The organism is Brachybacterium netajii (SeqCode) (assembly GCF_054114245.1).
Genome location: NZ_JBSYXB010000001.1, coordinates 554886 through 581231, shown reverse-complemented (window position 1 = coordinate 581231; position 26346 = coordinate 554886). Strand labels below are relative to the sequence as shown.

At 72.5% G+C, this 26346-nt stretch carries 20 protein-coding genes and 1 tRNA gene; 11 read left to right on the top strand and 10 right to left on the bottom strand.

What is annotated here, in order from left to right; translation table 11 throughout:
• Positions 1 to 9: 9 nt before the first annotated feature.
• From ACXET9_RS02590 to ACXET9_RS02575, 4 genes are all read right to left on the bottom strand, one after another.
• Positions 10 to 726 (bottom strand): response regulator transcription factor, encoded by a 717-nt coding sequence (locus tag ACXET9_RS02590; RefSeq protein ID WP_457884576.1) that lies wholly within the window; start codon positions 724 to 726, stop codon positions 10 to 12.
• Between the two features lie 97 nt (positions 727 to 823).
• Positions 824 to 1387: a LapA family protein gene (locus ACXET9_RS02585; RefSeq protein WP_457884574.1), complete on the bottom strand. Its 564-nt coding sequence runs from the start codon at positions 1385 to 1387 to the stop codon at positions 824 to 826.
• 155 nt (positions 1388 to 1542) lie between these two features.
• On the bottom strand, positions 1543 to 3195 hold the full coding sequence (locus tag ACXET9_RS02580; protein WP_457884572.1) for a DNA repair helicase XPB: 1653 nt from the start codon (positions 3193 to 3195) through the stop codon (positions 1543 to 1545).
• Positions 3196 to 3379: 184 nt separating this feature from the next.
• The gene (locus ACXET9_RS02575) at positions 3380 to 4378 is read right to left on the bottom strand and encodes a hypothetical protein (RefSeq protein WP_457884570.1); all 999 of its coding nucleotides are present in this window, start codon (positions 4376 to 4378) and stop codon (positions 3380 to 3382) included.
• Positions 4379 to 4835: 457 nt separating this feature from the next.
• Between ACXET9_RS02575 and gndA the strand changes: the two genes are divergently transcribed.
• Positions 4836 to 6296, top strand: coding sequence for an NADP-dependent phosphogluconate dehydrogenase (gene gndA / locus ACXET9_RS02570; protein ID WP_457884568.1), 1461 nt, complete (start codon positions 4836 to 4838; stop codon positions 6294 to 6296).
• Between the two features lie 300 nt (positions 6297 to 6596).
• Here gndA and ACXET9_RS02565 read toward each other — a convergent pair whose 3' ends face one another.
• The gene (locus ACXET9_RS02565; protein WP_457884567.1) at positions 6597 to 6863 is read right to left on the bottom strand and encodes a hypothetical protein; all 267 of its coding nucleotides are present in this window, start codon (positions 6861 to 6863) and stop codon (positions 6597 to 6599) included.
• A gap of 279 nt (positions 6864 to 7142) precedes the next feature.
• Positions 7143 to 9512 carry a helicase-associated domain-containing protein gene (locus ACXET9_RS02560; RefSeq protein ID WP_457884566.1) on the bottom strand — a complete coding sequence of 790 codons (2370 nt, stop codon included), beginning with the start codon at positions 9510 to 9512 and terminating at the stop codon, positions 7143 to 7145.
• 27 nt (positions 9513 to 9539) lie between these two features.
• Between ACXET9_RS02560 and ACXET9_RS02555 the strand changes: the two genes are divergently transcribed.
• From ACXET9_RS02555 to cls, 5 genes are all read left to right on the top strand, one after another.
• A tRNA-Leu gene (locus ACXET9_RS02555) sits at positions 9540 to 9616 on the top strand.
• Positions 9617 to 10036: 420 nt separating this feature from the next.
• Positions 10037 to 10924 (top strand): YggS family pyridoxal phosphate-dependent enzyme, encoded by an 888-nt coding sequence (locus ACXET9_RS02550; RefSeq protein WP_457884565.1) that lies wholly within the window; start codon positions 10037 to 10039, stop codon positions 10922 to 10924.
• Between the two features lie 258 nt (positions 10925 to 11182).
• Positions 11183 to 12361, top strand: a complete 1179-nt coding sequence (locus ACXET9_RS02545) for a trans-sulfuration enzyme family protein (protein ID WP_457884563.1) — start codon at positions 11183 to 11185, stop codon at positions 12359 to 12361.
• A 195-nt stretch (positions 12362 to 12556) separates the two neighbouring features.
• Positions 12557 to 13486 carry a Bax inhibitor-1/YccA family protein gene (locus ACXET9_RS02540; protein WP_457884561.1) on the top strand — a complete coding sequence of 310 codons (930 nt, stop codon included), beginning with the start codon at positions 12557 to 12559 and terminating at the stop codon, positions 13484 to 13486.
• A 126-nt stretch (positions 13487 to 13612) separates the two neighbouring features.
• Positions 13613 to 15094, top strand: a complete 1482-nt coding sequence (cls, locus tag ACXET9_RS02535; RefSeq protein ID WP_457884560.1) for a cardiolipin synthase — start codon at positions 13613 to 13615, stop codon at positions 15092 to 15094.
• Between the two features lie 100 nt (positions 15095 to 15194).
• Here cls and ACXET9_RS02530 read toward each other — a convergent pair whose 3' ends face one another.
• Together ACXET9_RS02530 and ACXET9_RS02525 are read right to left on the bottom strand one after the other, a co-directional pair.
• Positions 15195 to 16001: a hypothetical protein gene (locus tag ACXET9_RS02530; RefSeq protein ID WP_457884558.1), complete on the bottom strand. Its 807-nt coding sequence runs from the start codon at positions 15999 to 16001 to the stop codon at positions 15195 to 15197.
• Positions 16002 to 16073: 72 nt separating this feature from the next.
• A complete protein-coding gene (locus ACXET9_RS02525) occupies positions 16074 to 17066 on the bottom strand; it encodes a hypothetical protein (RefSeq protein ID WP_457884557.1) in 993 nt (330 codons plus the stop codon).
• 193 nt (positions 17067 to 17259) lie between these two features.
• On the opposite strand from ACXET9_RS02525, the gene thiD reads away from it, so the two are divergent.
• Complete coding sequence (thiD, locus tag ACXET9_RS02520; protein ID WP_457884555.1) at positions 17260 to 18135, top strand: bifunctional hydroxymethylpyrimidine kinase/phosphomethylpyrimidine kinase; 876 nt, start codon at positions 17260 to 17262, stop codon at positions 18133 to 18135.
• A gap of 101 nt (positions 18136 to 18236) precedes the next feature.
• Here thiD and ACXET9_RS02515 read toward each other — a convergent pair whose 3' ends face one another.
• A complete protein-coding gene (locus tag ACXET9_RS02515; RefSeq protein ID WP_457884553.1) occupies positions 18237 to 19484 on the bottom strand; it encodes a glycoside hydrolase family 3 N-terminal domain-containing protein in 1248 nt (415 codons plus the stop codon).
• A 47-nt stretch (positions 19485 to 19531) separates the two neighbouring features.
• Between ACXET9_RS02515 and ACXET9_RS02510 the strand changes: the two genes are divergently transcribed.
• The 4 genes from ACXET9_RS02510 to ACXET9_RS02495 all read left to right on the top strand — a co-directional run bounded on the left by ACXET9_RS02510 (position 19532) and on the right by ACXET9_RS02495 (position 24953).
• Positions 19532 to 20116 carry a hypothetical protein gene (locus ACXET9_RS02510; RefSeq protein ID WP_457884551.1) on the top strand — a complete coding sequence of 195 codons (585 nt, stop codon included), beginning with the start codon at positions 19532 to 19534 and terminating at the stop codon, positions 20114 to 20116.
• Entirely contained in the window at positions 20113 to 22317 is a 2205-nt protein-coding gene (locus tag ACXET9_RS02505) for a prolyl oligopeptidase family serine peptidase (protein WP_457884549.1), read from the top strand. The genes ACXET9_RS02510 and ACXET9_RS02505 overlap by 4 nt, the downstream gene beginning before the upstream one ends.
• Positions 22318 to 22327: 10 nt before the next feature.
• Complete coding sequence (locus ACXET9_RS02500; protein WP_457884547.1) at positions 22328 to 23689, top strand: alpha/beta fold hydrolase; 1362 nt, start codon at positions 22328 to 22330, stop codon at positions 23687 to 23689.
• Between the two features lie 349 nt (positions 23690 to 24038).
• Complete coding sequence (locus ACXET9_RS02495; protein WP_457884545.1) at positions 24039 to 24953, top strand: hypothetical protein; 915 nt, start codon at positions 24039 to 24041, stop codon at positions 24951 to 24953.
• Between the two features lie 822 nt (positions 24954 to 25775).
• Here the strand turns inward: ACXET9_RS02495 and ACXET9_RS02490 are convergent.
• Positions 25776 to 26342, bottom strand: a complete 567-nt coding sequence (locus ACXET9_RS02490; RefSeq protein ID WP_457884544.1) for a hypothetical protein — start codon at positions 26340 to 26342, stop codon at positions 25776 to 25778.
• Positions 26343 to 26346: the final 4 nt, after the last annotated feature.

The window sequence follows — 26346 nt, the reverse complement described above, 5'->3', positions numbered from 1 at the left end:
GGGGCGGGGTCAGCGGGCGTCGGCCGCGCGCAGGACGTAGCCGATGCCTCGCTTGGTGTGGATCATCGGCTCGCCGACGACGTCGATCTTGCGGCGCAGGTACGAGATGTAGGACTCGACGATGCCGACCTCGCCCGACCAGTCGTAGTCCCACACGTGATCGAGGATCTGCGTCTTGGAGACCACGCGGCCCGCATTGAGCATGAGGTAGCGCAGGAGCTTGAACTCGGTGGGGGAGAGGTCGATCGTGACGTCCCCGCGGTAGACCTCGTGGGAGTCCTCGTCGAGGCTGAGATCGCCGACGACCAGCGCGCTCTCCACGGCCGGATCCGCCCCGCCGTGGGTGCGGCGCAGCACGGCGCGGATGCGGGCGACGACCTCCTCGAGGCTGAAGGGCTTGGTGACGTAGTCGTCGCCGCCGACGGTGAGCCCGGCGACCTTGTCCTGCGTCTCGTCCTTCGCGGTGAGGAAGAGGATCGGCGACTGCTCCCCGCGGTCGCGCAGGCGCCGGGTGACGGTGAAGCCGTCCATGTCCGGGAGCATCACGTCGAGGACCATCAGGTCGGGCTTGTGCTCGGTGGCCTCGCGGATCGCCTCGTTGCCGGTCGATGCGGTGAACACCTCGAATCCTGCGAAGCGCAGCGAGGTCGCGAGCAGGTCGCGGATGTTGGGCTCGTCGTCGACGACGAGCAGGCGTGCCTCGTACTCCTGATCCGTGGTGTTCATGGGGACACCGTCCTTCGAGTGCTTGGGAATCGGCTGGATGTCTGCTGGATGCGCGGGGGAGGGGGTCCCAGGATCGCGCGATGATGCTGGTGAGGGCTCAGCGTGAGGCCTTGAGCACCTTCTCCTGCGCCTTGCGCAGCTTCCGGAGCGACCAGCTCAGCTGGATGATCCGGACGGACCCGACGAGGCCCATCACGAGCGCGCCGGCGATCGCCGCGAGCAGCATCGCCACGCCGAGCGGGAGGTCGAACTGCGTGCCGAGGTACTGGAACGACGTGGTCACGTTGTTCTGGATGATGAAGATCAGCAGCAGCACCAGCACGATCGCGCCGAGGAGCAGCGAGATCCACAGCGCAGCGGTCCTGCCGCCGCCCCGGGCGTCGGCCTCGCCGACGATCGGCGTCGCGGGCTTCGACGCGGTCTTCTCGGTCTTCTCAGGCTTCTCAGTCGTCCCGGGCTGCTCCGTCGTCGCGGTCCTCGCGGGGTCGGGTGCGGTGGCGGGGCGCGCGGCGGGGGCCGTCGGCGCGGCGTCGGACTGCGGAGCGCGGACGACGGGGCGGTCCGTGCCGCCCGCCGCGTCGGCGCCGCCTGCCGTGCCGACGGCCGGGGCGCCGCCGCTCGCCGGGGTGCTGCTGCCCGTCTGATCGGATCCGGTGGTCATGATCGCTCCTCGTGCAGAGGTCGGGTCGGCGTGGGCGCGCCGCGGATGCTGGGCCGCCGTCGCCGCTGCCGCCACTCTAGCCATCCAGGGGGCTCCCAGACAGGGTGCAGGGCGAACACGTCGCGGGCAGGCGGGCCGGGACCCGGCGAGCCGTCTCAGCGGGCGCCGCTGGCCTCGAGGTCCTCCGCGTCGACGATCGAGTAGGCGTAGCCCTGCTCGGCGAGGAAGCGCTGGCGATGGGCGGCGAAGTCCTGGTCCTGCGTGTCCCGCATGACCACCGTGTAGAAGTGGGCGGTGCGGCCGTCGGCCTTGGGACGGAGCAGGCGGCCGAGGCGCTGGGCCTCCTCCTGGCGCGAGCCGAACGCCCCGGAGACCTGGATCGCGACCGACGCCTCCGGCAGGTCGATCGAGAAGTTCGCGACCTTCGAGACGACCAGGCGGTCGATCTCGCCGGCCCGGAAGGCGTCGAAGAGCTCCTGACGGCGCTTGACCGGGGTCTGCCCGGTGATCAGGTCGCAGCCGAGATGCGCGGCGATCTCCTCCAGCTGGTCGATGTACTGGCCGATGACGAGCAGCGGCTCGCCCGGATGGCGCGCCGCGAGGCGCTCGACGACCGCCATCTTGGCAGGATGCGCGGCCCCCAGCCGCGGACGATCCTCGGCCTCCGCCATCGCATAGGCCATGCGGTCCTCGGCGGGCATCGCCACCCGCACCTCGGTGCACTCCGCCGGGGCGATGTACCCCTGCGCCTCGATGTCCTTCCACGGCGCGTCGTAGCGCTTGGGACCGATCAGCGAGAAGACCTCGCCCTCGCGGCCGTCCTCGCGCACGAGCGTCGCCGTCAGCCCGAGCCGGCGCCGGGCCTGCAGATCCGCCGTCATGCGGAACACCGGGGCGGGCAGCAGATGCACCTCGTCGTAGACGATCAGGCCCCAGTCGCGGGCGCTCATCAGCTCCAGATGCGGGTGCACGCCCTTCCGTTTCGTCGTGAGCACCTGATAGGTCGCGATCGTGACGGGCCGGACCTCCTTGGAGGTGCCCGAGTACTCGCCGATCTCGTCCTCGGTGAGCGTGGTGCGGCGCAGCAGCTCCGCCTTCCACTGGCGGGCGGAGACCGTGGAGGTGACGAGGATGAGCGTCGTGCGCTGCATCGCGGCCATCGCGCCCGCGCCGACGAGCGTCTTCCCGGCGCCGCAGGGCAGGACGACGACGCCGCTGCCGCCGTGGCGGAACCCGTCGACGGCCTCCTGCTGGTACGGGCGCAGCTGCCAGCCGTCCTCGGCGAGGGCGATCGCATGGGCCTCGCCGTCGACATAGCCGGCGAGGTCCTCGGCGGGCCAGCCGAGCTTCAGCAGCGCCTGCTTGAGGGCGCCGCGCTCGGAGGGATGGACGACGACGGTCGCCTCGTCGATCTCGGCGCCGAGCATGCCCTGGATGCGGCGGGCCCGTCGGACCTCCTCGAGGACCGCCCGGTCCAGCGCATGGAGCACCAGGCCGTGGCGGGGATCCGAGAGCAGCTGCAGACGGCCGTAGCGGTCCATCGTGTCGGCGACGTCGATCAGCAGCGAATGGGGGACCGTGTAGCGGGAGCTGTCCACGAGCGCGGCGACGACGGACTCGGCGTCGTAGCCGGCGGCGCGGGCGTTCCACAGCCCCAGATCGGTGATCCGGTAGGTGTGGACGTGCTCAGGGGCGCGCTCGAGCTCGGCGAAGGGGGCGATCGCCGCACGGGCGGCATGCGCGCGGGGGTGGGCGACCTCCAGCAGCAGGGACTTGTCGCTCTGGACGATCAGGGGGCCGTCGGTCATCCGTCCAGGCTACGCCGCGCGCCCGCCCGCCGGGAGGCGGACGGGCGCGCTGTCACAGGGCCGACGGGCGAGCTGCGGAGCGCCGACGGGCGAGCTGTCACAGGGCCGACGGGCGAGCCGCGGAGGGCCGGGGTCCGACGGTCGAGCCCCGCGGGTCGGCGCCCGACGGGTCGGGGCGGGAGCCTCAGGCCATCGCGGGCTCGGGGAGGGCGCGGCCGCTAATGCGCTCGTACATGCCCAGCTGGAACAGGATGATGAACGGCAGTGCGACGACGATGCCGATGATCAGGCCGCCGGCGACCGAGGAGATCACGTTGAGGATGAGCCAGGCGACGATCGTGGTGCCGAGGTTCGCGCGGGCCAGCGCGAAGCTCTCCTTGACCGCGGCGACGGGCGAGGCGCCGCGCGCCGCGGCGGGGATCGCGTAGAACATCAGCACGGAGGCGATCAGGCCGGGGATGTACAGCAGGAGCGTGCCGACTCCCGTGATCAGCCCGACCAGCAGCGCGGTGAGGATGATGCGGCCGGGACCGACCATGGCCTGGCCGATGCTCGGCCGACCGCCCTCGAGCACGATCTCGGCGGCGCGGCCAGAGCCCGACTCCCACAGCAGCGAGACCGGGACCGCCAGCAGGACGATCCCGAAGACGATCGCATACATGACGAGCAGCATGCCGATCGGAGGCTCATCCCCGGTCAGGGCATCGGCCTGCGACAGCATGTATCCGACTCCCGCGGCGACCGCGCCGGCGGAGATGACCATGATGACGACGAAGTAGATCGCGCCCACGACCAGGTACGTCACCGGGTTGCGCAGCAGCGCCCGGCCGGCGAAGGAGAGGGCGGCACCGAGATCGGCGGCGAGATCGGTCCCGGGCTTCGGGCCGACGACCGGCGCCGCACCCGCGGCCTGGCCCGCGTGGGGCTGGCTTGCAGAGGGCTGGCCCCCGTAGGGCTGCCCGGCCGATGGCTGTCCGGCCGAGGGCTGTCCGGCATACGGATCGCCGCCGGAAGCCTGCCCGGCGGCCGACGGATCGGTGGGCGGCAGCGCGGTCCAGCCCTGGCCGGGCTGTGCGCCGTAGGACGGGTCAGGCTGCGCGCCGGACGACTGGCCGTAGGACGGGCTGGCCTGCGCGCCGGACGACGGGTCGGGCTGCGGGGACGGGTACTGGTTCTCGGACATCAGCGGTGCTCCTGGTGCTCGGGTGCGCCATGACACTACTGGCCCGCGGGCCTGCGCCCCACCGACTCACGTCGAGGATCGCGGGGCGCAGGATCCGCCGTCGGTCGCGTGTGGTGCAGAAGACTTCGTCGTCGGACGGCGCGGGCCGAGCCGAGGTCGTCGGCGGATCTCGCGCGGGACGACGACCGGCAGGTGGGAGCAGGTGGGAGGCGCCATCGCGGCGTCGACGACGCGTGCGCGCGGGAATATCCGACGGCCGGGGAGGTCGTCCAGCCGGGACCCCGGAGGTGGCCGAACGGTGACCGTCCCGGTGACAAGGCGTGGCACGGCGCGACGGCGGTGCCGCGACGTCCCTAGAATGGACGGCGATGCCCCGGGGCATGTTGCGCGTGAGCGGTCGATGAAGCGGTCGCCGCGTCGGCCCCGGATCGACTGTCGCCCGACTTGAGGAGATCCCATGGCAAGCTTCGCTCCGTCCCCCGCCGATGTCGCAGACATCGGCGTCACCGGCATGGCGGTGATGGGCTCCAACCTGGCCCGCAACCTGGCCCGCAACGGCTTCAAGGTCGCCATCCACAACCGCAGCGTCGCCAAGACCGAGAAGGTCGTCGACTCCTACGGCACCGAGGGCGAGTTCTTCCCCTCCGAGTCCTCCGCCGACTTCGTGGCCTCGCTGCAGAAGCCGCGCGTCGCGATCATCATGGTCAAGGCCGGCAAGCCGACCGACGCCGTCATCGACGAGCTCTCCGCCCTCATGGAGCCGGGCGACATCATCGTCGACGCCGGCAACGCCCTGTTCTCCGACACCCGCCGCCGCGAGGCCGCGCTGCGCGAGAAGGGCCTGCACTTCGTCGGCGCCGGCGTGTCCGGCGGCGAGGAGGGCGCGCTCAACGGCCCGTCGATCATGCCCGGCGGCACCAAGGAGTCCTACGACCGCCTCGGCCCGATGTTCGAGAAGATCTCGGCGCACGTCGACGGCACCCCCTGCTGCACGCACGTCGGCGCCGACGGTGCCGGCCACTTCGTGAAGATGGTCCACAACGGCATCGAGTACGCCGACATGCAGGTCATCTCCGAGGCCTACGACCTCATGTCGAAGGCCCTCGGCAAGAGCGCCTCCGAGATCGGCGACGTCTTCGCCGAGTGGAACAAGGGCGACCTCGAGTCCTTCCTCATCGAGATCACCGCCGAGGTGCTCCACCACGTCGACGCCACCACCGGCAAGCCGTTCGTGGACGTCATCCTCGACCAGGCCGCCCAGAAGGGCACCGGCGCCTGGACCGTGCAGACGGCCCTGGACCTCGGCGTCCCGGTCACCGGCATCGCCGAGGCCACCTTCGCCCGCTCCGTCTCCGGCTCGACCCCGCAGCGCGAGGCCGGCCGTGCGGTCCTCCCCGCCGAGGCGCAGGACCTGGAGATCGCCGATCCCGCCCAGTTCGTGGACGACCTGCAGAAGGCGCTCTACGCCGCCAAGCTGGTCTCCTACTCGCAGGGCTTCGACGAGATCGCCGCCGGTGCCAAGGAGTACGGCTGGGAGATCGACCTGGGCTCGATGGCCCGCATCTGGCGCGGAGGCTGCATCATCCGCGCCAAGTTCCTCAACCGCATCACCGAGGCCTACGAGCGCAACGCCGAGCTGCCCCTGCTGCTGTCGGACGAGTACTTCACCGCCGAGATCGCCAAGTGCGTCCCGGCGTGGCGTCGCGTGGTGGCCTTCGCCGCCGCCGCCGGCTACCCCGTCCCGGTGTTCGCCTCGACGCTGTCCTACTACGACTCGGTGCGCTCGGACCGCCTGTCCGCCGCCCTGGTCCAGGCCCAGCGCGACTTCTTCGGCGCCCACACCTACAAGCGCGTCGACACCGAGGGCACCTTCCATGTGGAGTGGTCCGAGGACCGTCGCGAGACGAAGCAGGACTGATCTGCTGATCGGCTGATCGGTTGAACGCCTCGGCTGTTCTTCCGATCTGCTGAGATCTGCGGCCGCCGTGCGGGAGCGATCCTGCGCGGCGGCCGCCGTCGGTTCCGGCTCCGCCGGGCACGACGCCGCTGGGCACGACGACGCTGGGCACATCGCCGCTGGTCTCGGCTCCGCCGGGCCCGATGCGGCCAGCAGCAGAACGGACCCCGCACCTTCCGGTGCGGGGTCCGTTCTGCTGCTGGCGGTCGTCGGTCCGAGCCGACCCGTCGGGTCGCGCGTCGGCTCAGGAGCCGAGAGCGCTCAGTAGGTGCTGACCGACGCGGTGAATGCGCCGGTCAGGAGGAGGATCGCGTAGAGGCCGATGATCACGACCAGCCAGATCACGTAGATGATCCAGCCCCACTTGTAGTACTTGTTGGCGGTCTCGAGGTCGGTGTCGGCCTTGACCAGGCCGAGGATCGCGAGGATCACCGTGATGATGTTGCCGCCGCAGAGGAGGGCGACGACGAGCTGGACGATCCACTTGGTCTTGCTGACGGGCGCGCCCGCGAAGTTCTGGTTGGACATGGGTGTGGCCCCCTGGGGTGAGCGGGAGTCTCCTCCCTGTTATCGAATGCAACAGCGGACGGGCATGATGCTCGCTCCGCGCCGTGGCAAATACTAAACATGAGAGAACCCTGGATCGCCATGGGGAGGAGTCCCCATGGCGTGTCCTCCCGAGTCGTGGGATGGCCGCTCGGGCCGGGATCGGCGCGCCGACGCCACTCGTGACCAGGATGTTCTCGACGGTGCGGTGCGTCGAGGAGGCGGTCGCGGCGTCCTTCGGCCCTGACCAGGATCCGGACGCTAACCGAGGGTCACGCGGTGGACGAGCACCGTGAACTCGGCGTCGGCCTCCGCGGTCGCCGTCGCAGTCGTCGCCCGGGCCCGCAGGCGACCGCCCTCGAGCGACAGCGGCACCGCGCGGCGGACCTCGACGCCGCCGCGGCCGTCGACGATCCCCAGCTCGATCTCTGCGCCCTGCCCGATCGCCTCCAGCAGACGGTCCGTCACCGTCAGCTCCGTCTCGCCGTCGTCGGCGGCGCGGATCCGCGCGACCGCCTCCCCGGCGGGCAGGCGCAGATCGGGGCCGTCGACCGTCACGAGATCCATGTCGATCGGTCCTCCGACGAGCGCATGGGCCAGCTCCGGGCCGCCGGAGCGGCCGTCCGGGCCGACGGCGACGGGGGACAGCCCAGCCCGTCGGGCGACCTGGAGGGCGAAGCCCGCATCGGAGGAGGTCACTGCGACCGTCGGCGCGATCCGGTGCAGCGTCAGCACGGCGGCCTCCGAAGAGGCCTGCAGCAGGTCCAGCACCTCGGGTTCCGCGGTCAGCACGGTGGACGTCCGCGACACGTGCACGCGTCCGTGGCGGCGCCGCTCGTCCTGGATGAGGTAGTCGAGCGCCTGCGGCAGCGGGGTGCGTGAGGACGCGGTGAGCAGCTCGCGCAGCTCCTCCGGATCGCGCCCGGCGGCGATCGCCCGACGCAGCGTCGCCGAGCTCAGCCGCAGGGTGATCGCGCCGCCGCGGGAGACGACCTCGCCCCAGTCCAGCAGCGTCAGCAGGCGTTCGGAGGGACGTCCGGGGATCACGACCGTCAGGTCCGCGTCCAGCAGCACCTCGTCGACCGGCGGGGGAGCGGTCTCGCGCAGCGCCGCGGCGAGCCGCTCGTCGGCCTCCACCACCCCCAGGTCGAGAGCATGGACCAGCTCCTGGCCGAGGACGGTCAGCGCGCCGTCGTCGATCAGGCCGAGCACCTCGCCCTCGGCCAGCAGCGCCGCCGTCTCCTCGACGATGATCGCCTGCGGGACCAGCGGGAACGCCCACGCGAGCGAGGCGTTCAGCGACTCCGGCGTCGCGGCGATACCCGGGGAGGTCAGCAGCGCTCCCAGCAGGCTCCCGCGCCGCGTGCGCACGCCGTCCCGACGCGTCAGGTCCGAGAGCAGCGAACGGGTCGTGCCCGTCGGATCCGGGGTGCCGACGACCGCCGCGAGGTGATGCCCGCGAGCCCACGCGAGCGCGATCTCCGCCCAGCGCTCCTCGGCCGGCAGACCCCGATGCGCATCCCAGTCGCGCGTCGGACGCCACTCCTGGCCGTCGTGCCCGATCAGCCCGGCCTGCCACGCGGTCTGCAGGACCGTCGCCATCGCCACGACCTCGACGCCCGACCGCTCGGCCAGCCGCTTCAGGTCCCGCTGCGGCAGACCGCCGCGGCGCAGCACGCCCGGCGGATCCTCGTCGAACCCGCGCACCGTGCGGAGGATCCGCAGCACCTCGAAGGCCCGTTCGACCGCCTGCGCGGTGCGCGACCCGGGGAAGCGCTCATGCAGCTCCGGTCCCTCCGGGAGCGGCCGACGAGCGATGTGCACCCGCCGCACCCGGCCATCGCGCAGGACCAGATGGACGCTGCGCGGAATGCGGAGGACGCCGTCGTCGTCGGCCCGCACGATCCCCGTGCGGCGCAGAGCCCGCGCGAGCTCCCCCTCGCCCGTGACCTCGCTCGGACCCCATGCGAGCGCGTCGAGGACCGGCGCCAGCCGCTCATCGGACCGGGCACGGTCGACGATCGCGGCGGCCTCCGCAGGACCCGGGTCCGTGCGGTGCACCGGGGACAGGCCCGCCGGGGCGCGCAATCCCTCGCGCAGCGGACGCACCAGGTGAAGGGCATCCTCGCCCCACACCAGGGCGAGCGTCTCCAGGCGCTCGAGCTCGATGGAGATCGTCGCCGGGTCCGACGAGACCGCTGCCGCGAGCGCCGCCGGGGAGGTGCCCGCCTCGGATGGGGCGGCGGGGGATGGCGTGGGGGCCGTGGGGGAGGCCGTGCGCGAGGCGCTGGGGGAGGAGCTGGGTGCAGTGCGGGGTGAGGTGCTGGGTGCAGTGCGGGGGGAGGCAGCAGGGGAGTCGCGGTGCGCGGCGGTGGACGCGCTGGTCCGGGGAGATCCGAGCGCGGCGCCGTCTTCGAGCACGGCGAGCGCCTCGACGAGATGCAGTTCGGGCAGCGTCAGCGCATCCAGCGCCCGACGCGCGGAGGTCGCGCCGGCCGCCCGCGCGGCCAGCGGTGCGATCCCCTGGGGGACGGGCGAGGCGAGATCCGGTCGGGCGATCAGCAGCGCCTCGAGGCGGTCATCGCCGAACCGTCGCAGGGAGTCCGCGAGGGACCGGATCTCAGCGGTCATGATGCATCCCAGCATAGGCTGGCCCCCGCCCCCATAGCCCAATCGGCAGAGGCGGCCGCCTTAAAAGCGGCACAGTGCGGGTTCGAACCCCGCTGGGGGCACCAGCGCGGCATGGCGCTGCGCGACTCGGCTCGGCTTGATGCGACGGGCTGGCTTGCGCGGCGGGCTGGCTTGCGAGGCAAGGCGAGGCTGGCGCGGCCGGCGGGCTCGCGAGGCGGGCTGGCAAAGCGCGGTGCGGTGGGCGTCGGTGGGGCGCCTGCATCGTCAGGGCAGTGGCCGTTTCCTGTCGGAATTGGAGCGCTTCAGCTACTGCTTGTGGACACTCGCGGCGTTGAGCGCCTCGGCGAGGGCGGGACGGTCGCTTCTTCCGAGGGCAGTGGCCGTTTCCTGTCGGAAATGGAGCGCTTCAGCTACTGCTGGTGGACAGTCGGGGGCCGGGAGTCGCCGCGAGGCCGATTCCGGTGGTCAGCGAGTCGGTGAGAGCCTGAGCGGCACGCTGGACGGGCCTGGGCGACAATGGATGCATGACCTCCCCTCTCTCCTCCGACCCCGACGTTGCTTCCCCCGACGTTGCTTCCGCTGACGTTGCTTCCCCCGACGTTGCTTCCGCTGACGTTGCTTCCGCTGACGTTGCTTCCGCCACCGTTGACTCCGCTGGTGACCTCGCCGGTCCCGCCTCCGGCCCCTCCGCCGACCTGGCTGCGCGGACGGCGGATGTGCTGGCGCGTCTCGATGCCGCCGCCGGCCGTGCCGGTCGCGACCCGCAGGGGATCCGGCTGCTGCTGGCGACGAAGACGCGGACCGCGGCGGAGATCGCTGCGGCCGTCGAGCTGGTGCAGGGGAGCGGTCGGGACGTCGTCGTCGGCGAGAACCGGGCGCAGGAGATCGCGAAGTACGACGCGGACCTGCTCGCGCTGCTCGAGGAGAAGGGCGTGGAGCGCCACTTCATCGGGCGCCTGCAGACCAACAAGGCACGCGACGTCATCGCCTTCGCGGAGACGATCCACAGCGTCGACCGCGATGACATCGCCGCGGCGCTGGAGCGTCGGGCCGAGCTCGCGGACGTCCGACGAGAGGTCCTCGTCCAGGTCAACACGTCGGGCGAGGAGTCCAAGGGCGGGTACGCCCCGACGCTCGAGGCGCTCGTGCCGATCCTGGAGCGCCTCGCCGCGAGCGAGCGCCTCACGCCCGTCGGCCTCATGACGATCGGCGCGAACACGAGCGATGAGGCCGCGGTCCGGGCATCCCTGCGGAGCCTGCGCGAGCTCGCCGAGCAGCTGCGCGAGCGCCCCGGTCTCGAGGGCGTCCGCGAGCTGTCGATGGGCATGAGCGGGGATCTCGAGATCGCCGTGGAGGAGGGGGCGACGATCGTCCGCGTCGGCTCGGCGATCTTCGGAGCGCGCCCCGCCTGATCGCCGCCGAGCCGCCCGACCGCCCGGTCGCCGGGCCGAGGTGCCGCCGGGCCGCTGGGCCGCCTGACCGCCCAACCGCCGGACCGCCGATCCGCCGGGCCGACGGGCCGACGGGGCCCGCGGTTCACCGGCGGACACGCGGGACCCGTCGGCCCCGATCGGTGCCTACCCTGGGAAGGGTGCCCATCCGCGGACGCCCGCGGCGGCGCCCGCCTTGGCGCCCGTGATGGCGCGATCCCGCGCCCCGAGGAGGACCCGGTGCACATCCGGACGACAGCGATCCATGCCCTGCGCGCGCACGATCCGGCGCCGGGCGCTCCCGGGGCCGCTCCGTCGTCGGCCGACGACCATGGCGCCGTGGTCCCGCCCCTGCACCTGGCCTCGACCTTCGCGCACGACATCGACACCGAGGAGTCGGTCTTCCACTACCAGCGGGCCGCGAACCCGACCCGCGCGCAGCTCGAACAGGTGCTCGCCGCGCTCGACGGCGCCGAGCACGCTTTCGCCTTCGCGACCGGGATGGCGGCGATCGCGGCCGCGTTCTCGACGCTACGGCCCGGTGACGAGGTGATCCTCCCGGCGAGCGTCTACGGCGGCACCTACCGGTATGTGCGCGAGGTGCTCGCGCCGCGCGGCGTCGTCGGCCGCTTCGTCGCCGACATCGGGGCCCTCGGCGACGCCGACTTCGGGCCCGCCACGCGGATGCTCTATCTCGAGACGCCGTCGAACCCGACGCTGCGGGTCACCGACCTGCGCCGCGCGGCGGACCTCGCCCATCGTCACGACGCCCGGGTCGTCGTCGACAACACCTTCCTCTCGCCGGTGCTGCAGCGTCCGCTCGCGCTCGGGGCCGACGCCGTCGTGCAGTCAGCGACCAAGTACCTGGCCGGCCACTCCGACCTCCTGGCGGGGGCTCTGACCACCTCCGATGCCGCGCTCGCCGAGGCGTACGCGCTCGCGCAGACGATCGAGGGCGGGGTCCTCGCACCCATCGACGCCTACCGTCTGATCCAGTCGATCAAGACCCTGCCACTGCGGCTCGAGCGTCAGCAGGACAATGCGATCGCGATCGCCGAGCACCTGCGCGAGGATCCGTCGGTCGCCCGCGTGCTGGTGCCCGGGTGGGCCGACGAGGAGGAGGCCCGCGTCCAGGCTGAGCAGGCCGACGGCCCGGGCGCCGTGCTCTCCTTCGAGCTCGCCCCGCACCTCGACCGCACCGCGTTTCTGAAGGCGCTGCGGCTGCCGGTCTACGCGGTGAGCCTCGGCGGCGTCGAGACCCTCATCTGCCGTCCCGCCTCGATGACCCAGGAGGCGATGACCCCCGCCGAGCGCACGGAGGCCGGCATCTCCGAGGACCTGCTGCGCCTCGCGGTCGGCATCGAGGACCTCGGCGACCTGATCGCCGATCTCGATCAGGCGCTCGCCGCGGCCGGCTGACGGTGCTCGGGCGCCGACGAGCGGGCGATGGCGGGCCGGCGGGCCGACGAGCGGGGCCGACAGCCGCAGCCGACGAGCGGGCCCGGTTCTGAGCTCTGGGCGAAGCGGACGGATCGGCGCACTTCGCCCAGCCCTATCCGAGGGAACGTCGGTAGACTGGACCGATCGGCACGCATCCCCCTCGTGAGGAGCCCCATGGCACGCCACAACGTCGTCTTCGGCAACGACAAGGTCGTCCAGAACGGGAGCGCGCAGCACAGCGCCCCGCAGTTCGGCCAGTCCTTCCCGCAGCAGGCCCCCTTCGGCCAGCAGAACCAGGCCTCGTCCTCGCAGCAGACCGCATGGTCCGGCGGCTTCGACCAGGCGCAGTCCACCGCGAACCTCGAGGCGATGTACGCCCGTCCCGCGGCATCCGGCCATGACACCGGCCGGATGACGATGCGCGACGCGCTCAACGCCATCACCGCCACCCTCGGCCTGATCCTCGTGGTCGGCTTCGTCGTCGCCGTGACGCCGAAGCTGCTCGGCGCGGTCGCCGGCGACGACGGCCTGGCGATCGGTCTCGTGATCGCCGGCGGCGCCACGATCATCGGCCTCATCGGCGGCCTGATCACCTCGATGATCAACATCTTCAAGAAGACGCCGTCGCCGGTCCTCGTGCTGGCCTACGCGCTCTTCGAGGGCCTCCTGCTGGGCGGCATCTCCGGCTCGATGGAGGTCATCTACCCGGGTATCGCGCTGCAGGCGGTCGTCGGCACCCTCGCCGTCGCCGGCACCGTGCTCGTGCTGTTCCGCGCGGGCATCCTGCGCACCTCGCCCGTGCTCACGAAGATCTTCATGGTCGCGATGATCGCGTACCTGATCTTCGGACTCTTCAACATCGGCTACCTGCTCTTCACCGGGCAGAGCCTGCGCGACGGCGTCATCGGTCTCGTCATCGGCGGCCTCGCGGTCGTCATGGCGTCCTACTCGCTGGTGATGGACTTCGAGGACGTGCAGCGGGCGGCGGAGTCGGGCGCACCGCGCGTGTACGCGTGGCGCTGCGCCTTCGGCCTCGCGGTCACCCTCGTGTGGCTGTACATCGAGATCCTGCGCATCATCGCGATCTTCCGCGGGAACGACTGACCGGACGCGGGGCGCCGCGCCTGTCGGCGGTCCTCCCGCCCCTATGCTGAACGGCAGGTCCCTCCGGGGACCTGCCGTTCTCGCATCCCCGCGTCCCCGTCGTCCCCGCTCTCCGGAGGTGCCCCGGTGGGAATCTGGCAGTCCTTCCTCGACTACTCGGTCGTCGGCACGTACGTCTATCTCGGGATCGACGTGCTGCTGCGGATCATCGGCGTGATCATCGTGCCGCGGAACCGTCGGCCCGGATCGGCGCTCGCCTGGCTGATGGCGATCATGGTGCTCCCGATCGTCGGGTTCCCGCTGTACCTCATGCTCGGCAACGCGCGCCTGCCCCGGAAGCGGCGGCTCAAGCAGGAGGCGATCAACGAGGTCATGAAGGAGCGCGCGATGCGCATCCCCGACAGCGACCTCGACGAGGACAGCCCCAGCTGGCTCCAGTCCGCGGTGCGGCTGAACCGCGAGCTCGGGGCGTTCCCGCTGACGGGCAACAACTCCGCCGACCTCGAGATCGACTACGAGGCCTCGATCGCGGGCATGGCCGCGGACGTCCGCGCTGCGAAGATCGACGTGCACGTCCTCTTCTACACGATGGGCCTCGATGAGACGACCGCCGACTTCTTCGCCGCCCTCGGCGAGGCCGCCGACCGCGGCGTGACGGTGCGGGTGCTCTACGACCACTGGGGCTCCGTCAGCCATCGCGCGCAGTATCGGGCGATGCGCCGCCTCCTCGACTCCCACGGCATCGAGCACTATCCGATGATGCCGTTCAAGCCGTTCAGCGACGGCGCCTTCCAGCGTCCCGACCTGCGCAACCATCGCAAGCTCCTGGTGATCGACGGCGTCGTCGGGTGGATGGGCAGCCAGAACATGATCGCCTCGCACTACGACAAGGGATCGAACATCCGTCGCGGTCTGCACTGGCAGGAGACGATGGCGCGGCTGCGCGGCCCGATCGTCGCGGAGATGAACCTGCTGTTCGCGATCGACTGGTTCTACGAGGCCGGCGAGCAGCTCACCGAGGAGGACCTGGTGCGGCCCTCGCCGGACACCTCCGGCACCTACGAGTGCCAGATGGTGCCCTCGGGCCCCGGGTTCGTGTTCGAGAACAACCTGCTGCTGTTCAACCAGCTGTTCTACTCGGCGCAGGAGCGGATCGTCGCGGTCAGCCCGTACTTCGTGCCCGACGAGTCGATGCTCGCAGCGCTGCAGACGGCCGCCCGGCGCGGCGTCGAGGTCGAGCTGTTCGTCTCCGAGATCGGGGACCAGTTCCTCGTCTTCCACGCGCAGCGCTCCTACTACGCGGCGCTGCTGGAGGCGGGGGTGCGGATCTGGCTCTACCGGTCGCCGACGATCCTGCACGCCAAGCACGTCACCGTCGACGACTCGGTGACGGTGATCGGCTCCTCCAACATGGACATCCGCTCGTTCCTGCTGGACATGGAGAGCTCTCTGATGATCGGCGGGACCGACTTCATGGAGAAGATGCGCGTCGTCGAGGACGAGTACCGCGCGCAGAGCCGCGAGCTGACCCTCGAGGAGTGGAACGCGCGGCCGCTGCCGATGGCGCTCCTGGACAACATCTGCCGCCTGGCCTCGTCGGTCGTCTGAGCCGGCCCGACGAGCCGGCCCGGCCAGTCGGTCCGGCCAGTCAGCTCCGCAACGGCCCGGCGAGCGGATCCGACGAGCGGGTCCGACGAGCCGGCTCCGCTCAGCCGGCGACGATCGTCAGGGAGTCGTAGGCGTCCACCGCGCCCTCCTCGTGATCGGTCATGCCGACGCCGATCTCCGAGATGAACACGCTCGCGCCCTCCGGGGTGTCCAGGTCCGGCGTGTCCACGACGACGACCGTGATGGTCGTGGCGTCGATCGCCTCGAGCGGGTCCTCGCCGAACTGGAGCGTCGCCGTGGTCTTGTAGCCGGCCTTCCCGGCGACGGTCACGGGCACGGTGGTCTGGTCGTGCAGCGAGTTGTTCTTGGTGTCGCCCCAGTTCGCGGAGTTCGCGTAGATGCACTCGAGGATCCGCTCCGAGGCCTCCTTCTCGCCGGGGTACTCGATGCCCGGCTGCCATTCGACGGCGCCGACGACGAGCACGTCCACCCAGGACGACTCGATGTCGGCCGTCGCGACCTGGGCGTCGTTGACGAAGGAGGCGTAGGACTGGCTGTAGCGGTCCGTGAACTCCGCGGGCGGGATGAACTCGAGGCCGCCGCCGCGCAGGCGCCCCGAGGAGTTCGCCGAGACCCGCTCGTACTCGGGCCACCAGCAGCGGTCCTCCTCGACGGACTCCGAGGGCGTGGTCACCGGGTCCGTCGTCGGGGTCGTCGTGACGGCCTGGCTCGAGGAGGCGCCCTGGCGGCCCTCGGCCCCGGAGCTGCGCAGCACCAGATAGCCGACGGTCCCGCCGATGATCAGCAGGAACACCACGGCGAAGGCGATGATGCCGACGATCAGGGCGCTCCCGCCGCCGCCCGGGCCGGGGCGCTGCGCGGACGTGGACTGGGTCGTGGTGTGCATCGATGCTCCTCCTGGGCGGCGCCCGGCGTCATCGTCCGGGGTCGGGTCGGGCTCGGCGTCGGGATCCGCGGGTCAGTCGACGACCGTCAGGCTGGCGATGATCTCCTCGAGGCCCTGGACGTGGTCCTCGTGATCGGCGGCGACGTCGGAGACGAGGGCGCTGGCCCCGTCGTCGGTCTCCACGACGATCGAGGTGACGATCGAGGCGCTCGTCGTGGAGAGGCTGTCGGGGTCCTCGAAGTGGTAGGTGGCCTGTACGATCCAGCCGCTGTAGCCGTCGACGTCGAAGGTCTCGCTGCGGTAGTCGGTGACGGTGGGGTTCTCGCCGAACTGGGAGAGGACGCCCGCGGTGGTCGCGTAGCACTGGAAGAGCGCCACCGCCGTCGGCTCGAGCCCGGGATAGCCGCCCTCGTTCTCGGGCCAGCTGACCCGGCCGAGGTTGACCACGCTGTACCAGTTGCTCTCCACCTGGCGGCCCTGGCCGTCGGTCTCCGTCATGTACGGCAACGAGCTGGAGCCCCAGGGGAAGTCCCAGTCGTCGGGGATCGTGTACTGGAGGTCGCCGCCGCGGACGGTCCCGGAGGGGGCGGACTGGGCGGGGGTGTAGTCCGAGGGGATCGAGCAGGCCGTCTGCGGGGCCTGGGTGAAGATCTCGGGCGGCGGGGCCAGATCCGGATCCTCCTCGTCGGGGATGTACTCGGTCTGCCCCTGGGCGGTGCGGTCGCCCGCCGCGGTGTAGGCGTCGTCCTCGTCGTCGTCGAGCACCGAGCGGAAGACGGTCTGCGAGAGGACCAGCGCGACCACCGCGAGCAGGACGACGCCGGAGCCGACGACGGACAGCGTGATCGCCAGGGTCCGGTTCCGGCTGCGCTCGCTGGGCTCGCCGACGGTGACGCCGTCGTGCGCACCGGCCAGGTCGGGCAGGCCCTCGACCGGGCCGCCCTGGGCGGTGAAGTCCGGCAGGGAGCCGTCGGAGCCGGAGGCGCCCGAGAAGGAGGGCAGGCTCTCGCCGGGCCCCGTCGCCGACGGGTCGTCGCGGCCGCTGCCGTGTAGGTCCTCAGTCATCGCCACCTCCCCGGCGCTCCCCTCGGGGCGCCGCCTCGGGTCGTCGTCCCATGACGCCCCCGTGCGGGACGCGCCCCGGCCGATTCTCGCACGAGTTCCCGCACCGGCGTCCGGGCGCGCCCCGGCGCGGCCACGGCGTCCGCCCAGGCGGGCGTTGATACGCTCCCGATCACCTCGACGAACGGAGCCCCGCATGCGCCCGCCCATCGCCCTGACCGTGTCCGGCTCGGCATCCGACGGCGCCTCCGGCGTCCAGGCGGATCTGAAGACCTTCACCGCCCTCGGCGTCCACGGGGCGAGCGCGATCACCGCGGTCTGCACCGTCACGGGACATCGGAGCCTGGGGACCCATCATCTTCCGGCGGCGGTCGTGCGCGAGCAGGTCGACGCCGTCGCCGAGGACCTCCTGCTGGACGCCACCAAGCTCGGGTCGCTCGGCAGCGCGGCCGTCGTGCGGACCGTCGCCGAGGCGGTGCGCGCGCACGGCCCGCGCCTCGGACGCATCGTGCTGGACCCGGTCATGGTGGACTCCGACGGGACCGCGCGGATCTCCGCCGAGGGCGCCCGGGCGCTGCGCGAGCAGCTCGTGCCGCTCGCCCACGTGCTCACCCCGAACATCGCCGAGGCCGCACAGCTGCTGGGCGTGCGCCCCGCGACGTCGATCGAGGAAATGCGCGAGCAGGGCCTCGCCCTCCAGGCGCTCGGCCCCGAGGCCGTGGTCGTCACCGGCGGTGCTCTCGGAGGGACGGAGGCGGTCGACGTCGTCGTGCATCCGGGCGGCACCGACCTGCTGCGCACCCCGCGGCACCGCGGTCGGAAGGTGCGCGGGGCGGGTGCCACGCTCTCCGCCGCGATCACCGCGCAGATCGCCCGGGTCGCCGAGCTCGACCGGGCCGGGGAGCTCGGCGAGATCGGCGACGAGGGTGCTCAGGACGATCTCGCGGTCCTCATCGCGACCGCCCGCGAGTTCGTCGCCTCCGCGACCGCGAACTCCGCCGACTGGGAGGTCTCCGACCGACCGGGCGGATTCCATCCGCTGAACCACCTGGTCACGCTCGGCAAGGACTGACGCGGCGCGGGCCAGCCCGGCGTAGGCCAGCCCGGCGCGGGCCAGCCAGGCGTAGGCCAGCCCGGCGCGGGCGGGCGCGGCGCGGGCCGGGCGAGTTCCGCTCAGCCGTCGAGGAGGCCCCTGCGCTCCTTGACGGCGAGCATCCGCGCGGCGGAGGCACGGACCCGAGCCCCCTGCTCCTCGCTCTCGGCGGCCCACGCCTGGATCGCGTCGACGAGCGCGCCGGTGAGCGACGGATCCGCCGTCAGCAGCACGTCGCCGCCGGCGGCGAGCAGCCGGGTGGCCCGCTCGGCGACGGGGATCGACTGCACGGCCTCGGCGATGCCGATGTCGTCGGAGACCACGAGGCCGTCCCAGCCGAGGCGGTCGCGCAGCAGGTCGGTGACGACCGCGGGGGAGAACATCGCCGGGACGTCGGCCTCGATCCGCGGATAGACCGCCGAGGACAGCATCACGGCATCCGCCCCGGCGTCCATGCCGGCGACGAACGAGGCGAGGAAGGGATCCTCGGCGTCGGTGACGTCGTCGACGATGCCCTCGGCGGAGAAGTCGGTGTTCTGCTCGACCCGCCCCAGGCCGGGGAAGTGCTTGAGCGTTCCCCCGACGCCCGCGGAGGCGAGCCCCTCGATCGCGGCGGCGACGCACGCGCCCACGTGCTCGGGATCCGTGCCGAAGCCGCGATCCAGGCCGCCGACCGGCTCATTCGCGTCCCCGAGGTCCGGGTCGACGACGTCGGCGACGGGGGCCAGGGCGAGCGGCAGACCCAGCGCCGCGAGATCCTCGCCGATGGTCTTATAGGCCTCGCGGACGGCGTCGACGCCCTCCGCCCCGAGCTCCTCGGCGGAGGCGGTCCGATGGCCGGCGTCCCCGCGCAGCCGCCGCACCTGCCCGCCCTCCTGATCTACGGCGAAGAGGGCGCCGCAGTCGGCGGGGGAGAGGTCCTGGGCGGCGGCCGTCAGAGCCTCGACCTCGGCGGCGTCCTTCCAGTTCCCGAGCAGGAAGAACCCGCCGGCATGGTGCTCCTCGACGAGCTCCGGAGAGATCGTCGAGCCCTGCTGGATGCCCACCAGGACCAGCTGGCCGGCGATCTCCCGGGCCGAGAGCGCCGAGAGCCTCTGCTCGGCGAGGGTGGGCGGCGCCGTCGTCGGATCGGTGGTCGTGGAGCCGTCGCTCGCGCCGTCGCCCGTGCTCGTGGCCCCGCCGTCGTCGGAGCCCGCGCCGTCGGACCCCGGCGGGGTGCCGGCGGCGGTCGCGGAGCCGCCGTCGGAGGCGGAGCCGTCCCCTCCGACGCTCGAACAGGCGCCCAGGGCGAGCACGGGGGCGAGGGCGATCAGGTGTCGACGCTGCATCGGGCCAGTCTGGCATCCGGGGCGGACTCCGCCGCTAGGGTGAGCCCATGGACTTCGTGACCCCGCCGACGGAGCATCCCCGCGCCGGCGCGATCGCCGGCGGAACCGGCGTCGGCCTCGACGACTGGGCGCGCCGGCTGGACGCACTCGGCGCCCGCGACCTCGCGCATGCGGCGATCGCGCGCGAGATCATCGAGCGCTGGGAGCTGTCGGGCTGGTGGGCGCAGGGCGTGACCGTCGCCTACGAGCAGCTGATCGGGCGACGCGAGATCGGGCAGAGCAGCGACGGGGCCTTCGCGGCCTCGGCCTCGCGCACCGTCGCGGGCGACCCCGACGCCGTGCGCGACGCCTGGCACGCCTTCCTCGACGACGACCGCCGGGCGGCGCTCGGGATCGGTGTGCCAGCGCTGTCGGGCACCGAGCGCTGGCGCTACTGGCGGGCCGACGCCGAGGGCGCCGGCCGCGTCGCCGTGAGCATCAGCGCGAAGCCCGCGACACCCGCGGCGGCGGCCCGCAGCGTGCTCGGCCTTGACCACAAGGGGCTCGCCTCCGCCGAGGAGCGCGAGACCTGGAAGACCACCTGGACCACCATCCTCGACGCCTTCGTCGTCGACCGCGAGGAGAACCGATGACCGACCCCCAGCAGCCTGCGTCCCCGGCCCAGGCCGCCCCTGTGCCCCAGCTCCCCGCGCCCGACGGCTCGGCCGACCCCCACCAGTGGCTCGAGGACATCACCGGCGAGGAGGCGCTCGCCTGGGTGCGCGAGCGCAACGGCCGCGCCGAGAGCGCGCTCGACGCCGTCGTCGACCCCCGCGATCCCGAGGGCGAGGGGCTCGCGGCGACGCTGCAGCGGGAGATCCTCGCGATCCTCGACGCGAAGGACCGGATCCCCGGCGTCACCAAGCGCGGCGACCACCTCTACAACTTCTGGACCGACGCCGAGCACGAGCGCGGGCTCTGGCGCCGCACCACCCTCGCCTCGTACCGCACCGACGAGCCCGAGTGGGAGATCCTGCTCGACGTCGACGCGCTCAACGCCGCCGAGGGCGAGGACTGGGTGTGGCACGGCGCCCGCCTGCTGCGCCCCCGGGGACGCGCCGAGGGCGAGCCCTACCGTCGGGCGCTGATCGACCTCTCCCACGGCGGCTCCGACGCCGACGTCACCCGCGAGTTCGACCTCGAGGCGCTGGCGTTCGTCGGCCCCGAGGACGGCGGCTTCCTGCGCCCCGAGGCGAAGGGCTCGCTGAGCTGGATCGACGAGGACACGGTGTGGGCGTCGACCGAGGTCGGCGAGAACAGCACCACCTCCTCGGGCTATGCGCGCCAGGCTCGCGTCTGGCGGCGCGGCGAGGCGCTCGCCGACGCCGCGATCGTCTTCGAGGCGAGCGAGGACGACATGGCCGTCTTCGCCTCCCACGACTCCACGCCGGGCTGGGAGCGCGACTGGGTCGTTCAGGCCCACGCCTTCTACGACAGCAGCGTCCGCGTCGTCGACCTCTCCCAGGAGCCGCCGGCGCTCGCGCTCGTCGACGTGCCCCGCGACCTCGAGGTCAACGCCCACCGGGACCTCGGCGTCTTCAGCCCCCGCTCCGACTGGGAGGTCGACGGGTCGGTGTATCCGGCCGGCTCGCTCGTCGTCGGAGACTTCGACGCCTTCCAGCGCGGCGAGCCGGAGCTGACCATGCTCTTCGAGCCCACTGACGCGACCTCTCTCGCGGGAATGACCATCACCCGCTCGACGATCGTGCTGACGATCCTCGAGGACGTCGTCGAGCGGCTCGAGGTGCACCACCGGTCGGCCGACGGGCGCTGGATCCACCAGGACCTGTACCCCGAGCTCGAGGGCTCCCTCGGCGTGAGCGCCGTCGACGCCGACGAGAGCGATGAGGTGTGGGTGACCGTCACCGGCTTCGTCGAGCCCACCCGCCTGCTGCTCGGCGACCTCGCCGAGATCCCCGCGGGCGGCCCCGCCGGCCCCCTCGAGAGCATCAAGAGCGCGCCCTCCCGCTTCGACTCCGAGGGCCTCTCCGTCACCCAGCACTTCGCCACCAGCGACGACGGCACGCGCGTGCCCTACTTCGAGATCGGCCGCGCCGACCGCGAGGAGAGCGCCGAGCCCACTCCGACGCTCCTGTACGGGTACGGCGGCTTCGAGGTCTCCCTGACGCCCTCCTACCTCGGCGGCATCGGCAAGGCCTGGCTCGAGCGCGGCGGCACCTACGTCCTGGCGAACATCCGCGGCGGCGGCGAGTACGGTCCCCGCTGGCACCAGGCCGCCCTCAAGGAGAACCGCCACCGCGCCTACGAGGACTTCTCGAGCGTCGCGAAGGATCTCCTCGAGCGCGGCGTCACCGACCGCGACCATCTCGCGGTGCGCGGCGGCTCCAACGGCGGCCTCCTCACCGGCAACATGGTCACCCAGTACCCGGACCTGTTCGGCGCCGTCGTCATCCAGGTCCCGCTGCTGGACATGAAGCGCTACTCCCACCTGCTGGCCGGCGCCTCCTGGATGGCCGAGTACGGCGATCCCGACACCGAGGACTGGGAGTTCATCCGCACCTTCAGCCCCTACCACCTGCTGCGCGAGGACGTCGACTACCCGCCGACCTTCCTGCTGACCTCCACCCGCGACGACCGCGTCCACCCCGGCCACGCCCGCAAGTTCGCCGCCGCCATGGAATCCCTCGGCGCCGACGTCCGCTCGTGGGAGAACACCGAGGGCGGGCACGGCGGCGCCGCCACCAACGAGCAGGCCGCCCGCATGAACGCCCTGATGTACACGTTCCTGTGGGACGCTGTCGGCGGGCCCGGGGCCTCGCTCATCGCGCCGTGAGTTTCGCGCCGTGAGCACCCGCGAGCTGTTCGACCGCTCGGCCCAGGACGACCTGCTGTCGATCCGCAACGACCTCATGACGGTCTACCGCGAGTTCTCCGCGGACGACGACCGGCTGTTCCCCCTGCGCTACGCCCGCACGACGCCGCGGCATCCCTGGCCCCAGGACCTCATCGCCCGGCGGGGCACCGCCCCGCCGGAGGCGCCCCTGCTGATCATCCCCGACGGGCCCGGCGGCGCCTCCGTACTGCCGTACTTCCCGATGCGCCGCACCCTCGCCGCCCGCGGACTCGACGTGCTGATGATGGAGCATCGCGGCGTCGGCCTCTCGCGACTGGACTCCACCGGCCAGGATCTCCCGATCCAGGCCGTCCGCGTCGCCGAGGTGATCGACGACCTCGTCGCCGTGCTCGACCATGCGAAGGTCGAGCGGGCGAGCGTCTACGGCTGCGGCTACGGCGGCTACCTCGCCCAGGCGCTCGCCGCGCTGCATCCCGAGCGCGTGCACTCCCTCGTCCTCGACTCGGCGCTGACCAGCAGGGACGACGAGGTCATCGGCCAGCGCGCGCTGCGCACCGCCTACTGGGACGGCGACGTGCCCGCGACCTCCACGATCGCCTCCGTGCTGCGCCGCCTCGGCGAGGAGGGCGTCGTCGACGTGGCCCGCGGCGGACCCGTCGTCCTCGCCGTCCACGAGCACGGCGGGCCCGACGCCGTGCGCGACCTCGTGGACCTCCTGGCCGTCGGCCGCGGACGCCTGACCTGGTCGAGCGTCCGCCAGGTCCTCGCGCAGGACTGGCTGCAGTCCACGCCCTACGTCGTCGAGCACGACCTCGCCGCCGGCATCGCGCACACCGAGCTCGGCATGGGACGGCACGCCGACGGCGGACCCCTCGACCCCCTCGTCCTCAGCGGCGCCCGCGCCCGCGCCCTCCCCGCGGCCGCCCAGGAGCCCTACGACCTCCACGCCCTCGCCCGGGAGATCCAGGCCCCGACCCTCGTCGTCGCCGGTGCCCGCGACCTCGTCCGCCCCGTCGAGATCTCCCGCGACCTCGCCGCACGGATCCCCGGCGCCGCCCTCCTCGAGCTGCCCGGCGTCGGCGACGCGATCCTCGACTCCCGAGAGCACATCGCCCAGATCGCCGCCCGCTGGGCGAGCGCCGGCATGGGCCCGCAGCTCGCCTCGCACGCCGCCCAGCTCGCCGCGCTGCCCGCCACCCCCACCGACCAGACCCTCGCCCGCGGCCTCCGCCTCGCCCTCGTCGCCGAGCGCCATTCGCCCTGGCGGCTGTGGGTCGAGAGCGCCCGACGACGCCGCCAGGACGCCCAGGTCGACCCCCTCGCCCGCCGCGCGCGGACGGTGCGGATGTAGCGGAGGCAGATGATGGCGGAGGCGGCGGAGACGGCGGGGCCGTCGGGCTGGACCGTCGGGCGGGGCTGTTGGGCTGGACCGTCGGGCGGGGCTGGTGGGCTGGGCCGTCGGAGGCTGGCGTCGGCACCTGCGGGCGGGATCGTCGGGCCCTGTGGGCCGGGCTGTCGGACCCCGGGTCCGCGATGCGGACTCATGACCGTTGTCTCCTGGCTTCCCGGTGCGGGCCGTCTCTCGGTACTCTGTGGCCTGTGCGCCGATCTCGGCGAACGGTGCGAACCGCACTCCGCGCGCGACGCGGGACGGGCCGCACGCGATGTCGTCGATGTTGTCCCGAGGGAGCGAGGAGCTCATGCGCAAGCGCCTGACCGGTATCCGCAGCGATGAGCCGCCCCGTCCCCGCCGTCCCTGGGCGGCCGCGGCGATCGCCTCCGCCGTCGTCGTCACCGTCGGCAGCCTGACCGGCTTCGGCATCGCCGGCCTCGGCCCGCTCGCGGCCCTCGCCGGCGAGGAGGACAGCTACCACCATCGGGCGGAGACCGTCGCCGACCCCACCGTCGAGGAGACCTCCGAGACCACCGACGCCCCCGAGTCCACCGCTTCGAGCGAGGAGCCGACGACGGAGGAGCCGGAGGAGGAGACCACCGAGGCCAGCGAGGAGCCGACCGCGGAGGAGACCTCTGACGAGGACCCCGCTGACGCGGTCGAGGCCGCCGACACCGGGACCGACGAGTCCGGTGCGTCCGGCACGTCTTCTTCCTCCTCCTCGTCGTCCTCGGGGCGCTCCGGCGGCTCGTCCTCGTCCTCCAGCACGGGATCGACGAGCGGATCCACCGGCTCATCGAGCGGGAGCACGGGATCGTCGGGCGGGAGCACGGGCTCGTCGGGCGGCGCGACGACAGGCTCGGGCGACAGCGGCTCGGGCGACAGCGGCTCGGGCAGCACCGGCGGGTCCAGCGGCAGCGGATCCGGTGGGACATCCGAGCCGACGACAGGTGGCACGGACTCCCCGACCACCCCGGGCACGGAGGAGTCGACCCCGCCGAAGACCACTTCGCCTGCGGAGCCCACGGAGGACTCTGAGCCGACAACGGATCCGGAGACCGGTACCGGCGGAGATACGGGCACGGGCACCGGCACGGGCACGGGTACGGGTACGGGCACGGAGGATCCCGGCGACTCGGATGATGACTCGTCCGACGGCGGTTCGACCAGCACCCCGACATCCACGCCCGCGCCGAGCGACGGGTCCAAGAGCACCCCGTAGGCCCTCGAACTACAGCCGAGGATCCCCTCGACACGCTTCGTTCGCCCAGGCGCGTCGAGCTCCGCCCTCCTCTGCTCGGGATGCGCGCGGGGAAGCGCTCAGCGGCAGCCATCGTGGCCCTCTGTGGTCGTTGTCCTCAGCGGTCGTGGCCCTCATCAATAGGTAGTAGTGGCCCTCAGCAGTAGCTGAAGCGCTCCATGCTGTGAGCAGTGTCCCTGAGCAGTACCTAAAGCGCTCCATTTCCGAGCATTTCTGCCCACTGCTCGCGTGGCGATGGTGCTGCGAGCGCAGTGCTGAGCTCCGGCGCCCCCAGAGCCGGTGCCAGTGGCCCTCAGCAGGAGCTAAAGCGCTCCACGTTGTGAGCGGTGTCCTTGAGCAGTAGCTAAAGCGCTCCATTTCCGAGCATTTCTGGCCACTGCTCGGGTGGCGATGCAGACCTGGCCGAAGCTCCTCCTTCCCGGGACGGTCCGCTGCGCTGAGTTCGGCTGGACTCGGCTGGACTCGGCTGGACTCGGCTGGACTCGGCTGAGCTCGGCTGAGCTCGGCTGGGGGTCGGCGGGAGTGGCCGTCAGCGGCAGCTAAATCGCTTCAATTCCGGGTACTTTCGCCCACTGGCCCTGCGGAATTGTCAGATGCCCGGTGGGAGACGCTCACTTCTCCAACCCGCTCACTGCTGAATCCCATCTCCGCCTCTGAACCCCTCAACCCCGGCCGCGCACCCCTGAACCCCGGGCACGCACCACTCAACTCCAGGCGCGCACCCCCCCCCAACTCCAGGCGCGCACCCCCCAACCCCGGGCGCGCACCCCCCAACCCCAGGCGTCAGCGCTTCGCGTCGGCGGGCGCGCGGGGGAGGAGGAGGGCGACGAGGCCGATGGCGGCGGCGGCGCCGAGGACGAGCATCCAGGTGCCGAGGTCCACGCCGAGGAGGGCCAGGACGACGACCGCCCCGATGATCGCTGCGGCGAGGACCTGGAGGAGGGCGGAGCCGGCCAGGAGCCAGGCCTCCCGCGTGAGCTCGCCATGGGCGGGGGTCATCGCGGCCAGGGCCCAGCCGACGTGCATCACGAGGATCAGCGCCCCGGTGGCGAGGGCGACCAGGACGGTGAGCTCCCCGCGGAGGGCGAGGCCGAGGACGAGGGCGAGCGGGGCGATGAGGGCGAGGTCCGAGTCGGGGGAGAAGGTCGCGATGAGCACCCCGACGGCGACGGCCAGCGTCACCAGCATGCCGAAGAGGTTCGTGACGATCCCCTGCGGGTAGAGCACGGCCTGGGCGCCGGCGGCTGCGAGGATCGGGGCGAGGCGCAGCAGCCACTGGGCGGCGCTGACGCGTCGGAGCCCGAGGGCGGCCTCGGCGATCGGGTCGGCGAGGCGGTTCAGGAAGCGCATGGGA